Genomic DNA, 7,191 nt, shown 5'->3' on the forward strand with positions numbered 1-7,191 from the left:
TCGGCGGTTCGATTCCGTCTCGCGCCATTTGTTTGATATTAGGAAGGGTAGCGAAGAGGCTAAACGCGGCGGACTGTAAATCCGCTCCTTCGGGTTCGGGGGTTCGAATCCCTCCCCTTCCATCTTGTACGGGCATAGTTTAAAGGTAGAACTAAGGTCTCCAAAACCTTCAGTGTGGGTTCAATTCCTACTGCCCGTGTATAGAATTATGGCGGGTGTGGTGAAGTGGTTAACACACCAGATTGTGGCTCTGGCATGCGTGGGTTCGATCCCCATCACTCGCCTATTTTATAGTATTGGGGTATAGCCAAGCGGTAAGGCAAGGGACTTTGACTCCCTCATGCGTTGGTTCGAATCCAGCTACCCCAGTTTAACTTGCCGGCGTGGCGGAATTGGCAGACGCGCTGGACTCAAAATCCAGTGTCCGCAAGGACGTGCCGGTTCGACCCCGGCCGCCGGTATAGTTGAAAAGACAAGGTTTTTAGACTTTGTCTTTTCTTTTTCTTCTTCAATATTTAAGCCTAAAGTTACTAAAAATTTCTAGTTTATTTTTGGGGATAGTAATTTTAGGTAACGAAAAAGAGAAGAGGTTCTATCCTTCTTCTCTCTAAAACTAACTACCCAATACTAATTTTTAGTTCTTGCTTAAGAGCTACAGCTAATTTGCTCATAGTTTCAATGCTAGTGTTATGTCCTCTTTCAATACGAGCGATAGTTGATTGAGGAACATGGGATAATTCTGAAAGTTGGCGTTGTGTTAGACCTGCTTTTGAACGGGCATTAGCAACAGCTAGCGCACTTTCTAAAATGGCTTTTTCAGCTTGGTAGCCCTCATTAAAAGAATTATCACTAAGTTGTTTATTTAAGAAATCATTGAATTTAATTGTTTTCATTTTTCTGTTCCCCTTCAAATTCTTTTTTGATGACTTGTGCCTTTTTAATTTCATTAATTGGTGTTTTTTGAGTTTTTTTGGTAAATCAATGTGTAATAATATATCTATTATCGACAGCATGAAAGTAGAGAGCACGTTGAATATTAGATGATACTTTGGAACGAATTTCAAAAATATCACTATTTAATTTCTTTACCCATTCCATACGCTGGGCAGTTAATAGCCCATGTTCTTGTATCATGCTAATAGTTGCCAGTAGTTTCTCTCTGTCTTTTTGTGGTAAAGATTTATAAAACTCTACAAATTCATTATGACCATTTGGTCTTGTATAGAACTCAAATATTAGCTTTTTCATCACATCTCCATGATAGCATATATTGTTCAAAAAGACAAATGATATTTCTTCAACCATTAAAACAAACTATCAAATTTATCTGCCAATGCAATTTGTTTACTTGGATATAAATGTTAGTAAGTGTCAATTGTGCTTGTTATAGACGCATGTCCGAGACGTTCTTTCACAACAAGGTAATCTTCGCCTTGATTGATTAAAAGGGAAGCCTGGGAATGTCTTAAATCATGTATTCTTATTTTTTTAAGGTTAGAATTACGTTTTAATAAACCATGATAATACTTTTCAATCCTATCTTTAGTAATTAGAACAGGGCTACTTTGAAATAATTGTAAATCTGTACAATCATCATTTGAAAATTGCTTCAGCAACTCATATTGTTTGTGTTGCCATACTTCTAGTTCATTCATCAATTTAGAGTTAATGACAATCTGCCTAATGCTAGCTTTAGTTTTAGGGGGACTGATATAACTAACTCCTTTTTTGAAGTAGACTGACTTTGAAACAGTTATTATATTTCTAGAAAAATCAATATCATTCCAATTGAGAGCCAAAACCTCTCCTAGTCGCATGCCAGTGAAGTACAGAACCTTAAATAATAATTGATAGTGATATTCTTCTGGGGTAAATAATTCCAAAAAGTCTTTAAATTCTGAAACGGTTCAATAGTTTAGCTTTGGACTATAGAAAAATAGTCTTTGATGTGTTTGTTGTCGTTATTTTCTTGTGTGTTGATATAGCTGATTTCTCGATGATTTATATCATCATCTTCCTTTAGTAGTTCATATAGCATAGAAACAGTTATTTTAGCCCCATAGAAGCGTTTTTTTAGCTCTACACTTCGTAGATAGTGTTCTGCCTCGGTAGCTTTTTTTTTCGTCTTATAACCTTTTTTACTAAGCCAACGTTGCTTTAGTGTGATTGGGTCAAAATCATTGCTGATATCTACAACCCAACTACCGTCTTTGCTTTTTCTAATCGCCATATCTTATCCCCTAGAAAGTGAGCTGTTCTGGACATCAAAGCCAAGTAGTTCAGTAGCGATAGTAGCAGGAATTGTGCTAATACATTTGTTTTGGTAAATTCTGAAACCTCTCTTTCTATAAGCAGTTCCTTTCCTTGTCTGATAATACGTTTAGAAGTTCCCTCAGAGAAACCAAGGGCAACCAAATCATTTTTATTTACAGTTGCTATCATGTGACTTACTCCTTATCTTTATCTATTCTGATCTTCTTGTATTTTACATGATTATCGAAATACTGGCTGTCTTTATAAACCTTGTAGTGTATTCTGTTTTATATAGGACTGTTGAGCTATTGTAGTCAAAAGTTTCATAGGTATAAAACTTATCTTCATCAGGTTTTTTCAGGTTACGAGATGATAAATAGGCTTGCTTACTGAAATTTTCCAACAATTCTTGTTCGATACCTTTTTCAAAGTATTTTGTAACATATCGACCAGGATTTTCTTTGCTATCGACATCGATTTTATTTATCCGAGCTGCTCCGTGTCCCCATAGTTCTAAGAGTTGACTATGTGGAATATAAGGGACTCTGAAAGGCAGAATATAAGCGTGCCATGCTCCACGTTTTTGCTTTTCTAATACTGCAATATATTTAAGTTGACTTTTCTTTGTTTTGAATATGTTATAGTTAAAGCGTTTAATAAATGTTTTGAGTAGGTCTTTGAAGTGGTTCTATAGTGGTTAATGTAAGAAAAGAAGTCAACCTCATCAATATTACAATCAACTAGACGGTGTAAGTTCCACTGTGCTTCTAAGCGAGTTTTCTTTATACGTTCGAGACGTTGTTCTTGTTCTTCAAGTGTTAGCACATCGAATGTTCTACGTTTTGATATTTCTTTACTTTCAGTATCAGCTTAAAATAGTTTTCCTTTTTGAAAATATTGGCTTTTCGTATTCCCAAATTTCAATATAGAAGGAAGCGGACTATCTTTTTATTGTACGAAGTCATAAAAAATAGTTCAAATTTTCTGCTACTTTCAAAAGACTTTTATGAATACCTGTAATGTTGCTCTAAATCTCGTATAGGTGTTTGTATTTATAAGTTGACTTTCATCTTCTTATTTTAAAAATACACAAGCTAGTCACAAAGTGCATAAATATGCACTCCAGGGGAGAAAATCTTCATTTTTTTACAGTAGTCTTATTGGAATAATGTCTTAAATTTTATTGACTACAGAGGCGCAAATGTAGTCAATGCAACAAATTGTTTAAATATGTCTAGACCAATTTTGTCAAAAAAATGTTGGCCTTTAGTTTACTTTTCTATCGGTCATCTGTAATCTATCTATAATACATCTACATTTATTTACAGTATGTCAAAAAATGTAAAATACCTCTGTAATATGGTTAAATAAATTTGTGAAAATGCTATAATCGGCTTGACATTTTAGGAAAATATTACTATCATAAAGAGTGAATAGTTTTTCAAACTAGGGCTTAACATATTGGATATGTTAAAATATTGAGAGGATATTTAAATGAAAAAAAGCAAGTTCTTTTTAGCGTCAACGGCTGTACTATTATCGGCTTTAGGTGCAAATCCTGTGTTGGCTCGGGACGTTGAACGTTCGATCACCACAACGATTGTGACACCAACTGTTGGCAATGATAAAAAGGCTTCTACTGAAACAATGGAGTCTAATAAGGAACCTACAAATGCAACAACAGCTGCGAAAGCTCCGACTGTTCCTGCAACTCCTGACAGGGCTAAGTCAGTTGTTAATCCGAGTACTCCAAGTGCGTCAGACAAGGTAGACCCTTCAAAGGCGACACCACCAACGCCAAGCGTGCCAGATAAAGAAAAGACTGACCCACCAGATACTTCAAATAAGGTAGAACAGCCGAAAATAGAATCAGCACCCCCATTGAAGTCAGAAAAGCAACGATCCGGAATATCAGAAACTGAGTCTTCAAAGCCAAATCAATCGGAGCCAGAAAAGAAATATGGTGATGTCACTGTTGAATACAAGAGTAAAGATGGCGCTTTGATTGCACCAAAAGAGTTAGACACGCCGACTTCTGAGGTGGGAACGGATTATGATACGACAGATTACCGAAGAGAGACGATTATTAGTTCAGAGGGCAAGAAATACCGTCTTGATCCGCAAGCTACACAAGGTTATGAAAAAGGGAAAGTTCTTGAAGGGAATACCACTATTACTTACTACTATGATCTGGTCACAGAAGCACCAGATTCTTCTAGTAAGGTAGTGCCACCAAGGGCAGAATCAACTCCCCCAGATAAGACCAAACCGGGTGAATCGGATTTATCTAATAAAGGGGCAACCCCACAAGATAAACCCAAAACTCCAGCTGCACCCTCAACGGATTCGTCGGTCGGTCCAGATAGCTCTATAGCAGATACTGTAGCACCACCAGATAAGATTCCGCATGATGGGATGCTAGATACTCAGCTTGAATCGACAGATACTTCTAGCGATGTTGTCAATCCGTCTGTCTTGACTGAAAAGAACACAGACAAATCGACAACTTCTGATGTGGACTTGAAAAAGGATGAAACGTTTAACCTTAACAATGCCTCATCTGTGAGTGGGAAAAAGGGTGATACGATTGACAATCCGATCAGATCCATTATTTCACCAGCTGATCCGCTTTTGACGGATAAGGGCTTTGAGATTATTGGTAATGACCAAGGGGAAGTCACCATCAAAAACGCAGATGGTTCTAAAACATCTGTACCAGCTGCGCAAGTAGGTGCTAGGGCAAATCCTGATGGAACGGTTACTGTCAAGTCAAGTAATGGTAAGTTTACGTTGTTGCCGGATACGGGGGAAGCAGCCACGATTCTCGCAACGATTGGTTTGTTTATCTTAGCTCTATTAGGCTTTAAAAAAGTTAAGCCTTTTGAGAAAGATAATTGGTTAATTGGGTAATTATTAAAAAGAAAAGAGGAATTTTATGTTTCATAATAGCAAAACGAAGGGTCATGGTTCGATCCGAAAAAACAAAATTTATGGTACCATTGGTGTTTTAACCCTTGGAACAATTGCAATCCTTAGCGCTCACCAAGGTGTAGCTGCTGATGAAGTAAAGGCAACGAAGCCAACAACGCCAGCTCCAGTGGCGGAAGCTTCTGATACAAGTCTTGCTGCACAATCAAAAGCAGTAGCAACTGAAGCAGCGAGTAGTTCTACAGCAAAAACTGTAAAAGAAACAACTCCAGCAGCAAGTACCACAACTGCTCCAGCAGGATCCACTTCAACGACTGATAACACAACAGCGTCAGCTGCTACAAAGACTGAAAGTGCAACGAAACCAGCTACTGCAAAGACTGAAACACCAGCAGCTGCTAAGCCTTCAGCACAAACAAGTACAACAACAGATGTAAATGTAGATTCTTCTGAGCTTGATAAAGCTGTCAATGATGCTAAAAAAGCAGGAGTTGATGTTCAAAAAGGAACAGATATTAATCATGGAACAGTTACAACTGAAGCTGAAAAGAATCAGAAAGTAGCTGAGATTAAAAAAGACTATAAAAAGCAGGCCGATGACATCAAAAAAGTAACGGAAGCTGCTAAAGAAGACTCTGCTAAATATAAAACGGCTAAAGAAAAGTATGATGCTGAACTAGCTAAATACAATACAGCTAAAGCGATTTACGATACAGCTAAAGCAAAATATGATCAAGATAAAGCAAAATATGACAAAGATAAGGCTGATTATGAAGTCAAGAAAGCTAAATTTGAGCTTGATAAAGCACAGTACGAGCAAGATTTAACCAAATACTATGCTGCTAAAGCAAAATACGAAAAAGACTTGGCAGATTACATCGTTGCTCAAGCAAAATACGAAAAAGATTTGCGAGATTATAATGCAGCATTAGCAGAATGGGAAAAGAATAAACATAAAGATGGCTATATCAAACAAAAACTTGCTCAGGAGCTAGTGTTTAAAAATGAGCCAAATGCTCAACTAACATTTCCTGATGGAGATAAAGTATATACCAAAGAAGAACTAAAAAGCTATTTTTATAGGAATATAAAAGACAAGCTTAATAGCAAAGATCCTCGTGATGGGGAAAACGACTTTAATGCGACGAATGATGTTAGTAAGTTGTCAAGAGTTATGTTGCGTAAAGGACGCCCTCTTAGGGTAGAATATACCAATCTCCAGAATTCTTACTTTAAAGGGAAAAAGATTTCCAAAGTAGAGTATGTCTATACTTTAAAAGAGAGTGGCACTCCTGGTTTAGATGAAATTCCTGCCTTTCTCGAAAAAGATCCTACTAAAACTATTTGGTACATGAGCCTTTATGGTAGAGGCACTCGGATCAATATGAAAGCTTACTTCTATGATGAAGATGGCAATAAGATGGATATGACGGGAGCTTTGGTCAGCTTTTCTTCATTAAACCGTGGTACTGGAGCATATAACGCTTCACCAAAAGCAGCTAACAAACACACAATAGAAAAAGTTTTTGATTTCAATGGTAGATTTCTCAACATCAATGGCTCATCAATAGAACGTCAATATGATGGATATTATTCGAGCCATGATAATGAAAGCAGAGCTAATGGTTCAAAATATGACGTAGGAGAATGGGATAGCCCTAATGCTCGTTATAAATGGTATGGAGCCATTGTTGGTCAGGCAGCTCGTCCGGATATTGAAGTAGAGTTCGGTTCCACTCTTCGTGCAACGCCTTGGTTTGCATTTAACTCGGATATTAAAGCAAATGGTATCCCAACGAAACCAGTTGCACCAACAAAACCGGAAGAGCCAAAAGAACCAACAAAACCAGTTGCACCAATTGAACCAACTGCACCAACTGAACCAGTAAAACCAACTCCGCCAACTGAACCAGATAAACCTGCTACTCGTAAGGCAACTTATCACTACCACACTCTGAAATATCAAACGACTCCAACACCACAGAAGAAATATGGGGATGTCACCGTTGA

3 protein-coding genes, 5 tRNA genes and 4 pseudogenes are annotated in these 7,191 nt (G+C 37.4%); 7 read left to right on the plus strand and 5 right to left on the minus strand.

The window, feature by feature from the left end; translation table 11 throughout:
* The first annotated feature begins 41 nt into the window (after nucleotides 1-41).
* The 5 genes from HMPREF2963_RS04085 (at nucleotide 42) to HMPREF2963_RS04105 (ending at nucleotide 461) form a co-directional block, all read left to right on the plus strand.
* Nucleotides 42-122: transfer RNA gene (locus HMPREF2963_RS04085), tRNA-Tyr, on the plus strand.
* Nucleotides 123-128: 6 nt separating this feature from the next.
* Nucleotides 129-199 (plus strand) — tRNA-Trp (locus HMPREF2963_RS04090).
* Nucleotides 200-211: 12 nt separating this feature from the next.
* A tRNA-His gene (locus HMPREF2963_RS04095) sits at nucleotides 212-284 on the plus strand.
* A gap of 13 nt (nucleotides 285-297) precedes the next feature.
* Nucleotides 298-369, plus strand: a tRNA-Gln gene (locus tag HMPREF2963_RS04100).
* Nucleotides 370-377: 8 nt separating this feature from the next.
* Nucleotides 378-461, plus strand: a tRNA-Leu gene (locus HMPREF2963_RS04105).
* A gap of 156 nt (nucleotides 462-617) precedes the next feature.
* On the opposite strand, the gene HMPREF2963_RS04110 is transcribed toward HMPREF2963_RS04105, so the two are convergent.
* The 5 genes and pseudogenes from HMPREF2963_RS04110 to HMPREF2963_RS09550 all read right to left on the minus strand — a co-directional run bounded on the left by HMPREF2963_RS04110 (nucleotide 618) and on the right by HMPREF2963_RS09550 (nucleotide 3,218).
* A complete protein-coding gene (locus HMPREF2963_RS04110) occupies nucleotides 618-893 on the minus strand; it encodes a helix-turn-helix domain-containing protein (protein WP_070668880.1) in 276 nt (91 codons plus the stop codon).
* Nucleotides 880-1,248 (minus strand): annotated as a pseudogene (locus HMPREF2963_RS04115) (type II toxin-antitoxin system RelE/ParE family toxin). The gene HMPREF2963_RS04110 and the pseudogene HMPREF2963_RS04115 overlap by 14 nt, the downstream one beginning before the upstream one ends.
* 113 nt (nucleotides 1,249-1,361) lie before the next feature.
* Nucleotides 1,362-2,230, minus strand: a pseudogene (locus HMPREF2963_RS04120) (site-specific integrase).
* A 3-nt stretch (nucleotides 2,231-2,233) separates the two neighbouring features.
* Nucleotides 2,234-2,442: pseudogene (locus HMPREF2963_RS04125) on the minus strand (DUF3173 family protein).
* A 5-nt stretch (nucleotides 2,443-2,447) separates the two neighbouring features.
* Nucleotides 2,448-3,218 (minus strand): annotated as a pseudogene (locus HMPREF2963_RS09550) (Rep protein).
* A gap of 529 nt (nucleotides 3,219-3,747) precedes the next feature.
* Here HMPREF2963_RS09550 and HMPREF2963_RS04130 point away from each other — a divergent pair.
* Together HMPREF2963_RS04130 and HMPREF2963_RS04135 are read left to right on the plus strand one after the other, a co-directional pair.
* Entirely contained in the window at nucleotides 3,748-5,163 is a 1,416-nt protein-coding gene (locus tag HMPREF2963_RS04130) for a MucBP domain-containing protein (protein WP_070668883.1), read from the plus strand.
* Nucleotides 5,164-5,188: 25 nt separating this feature from the next.
* On the plus strand, nucleotides 5,189-7,191 hold a 2,003-nt coding region (locus HMPREF2963_RS04135; RefSeq protein ID WP_315968412.1), incomplete at its 3' end, for a GbpC/Spa domain-containing protein.

The organism is Streptococcus sp. HMSC067A03 (assembly GCF_001814295.1).
Taxonomy (GTDB): domain Bacteria; phylum Bacillota; class Bacilli; order Lactobacillales; family Streptococcaceae; genus Streptococcus; species Streptococcus constellatus.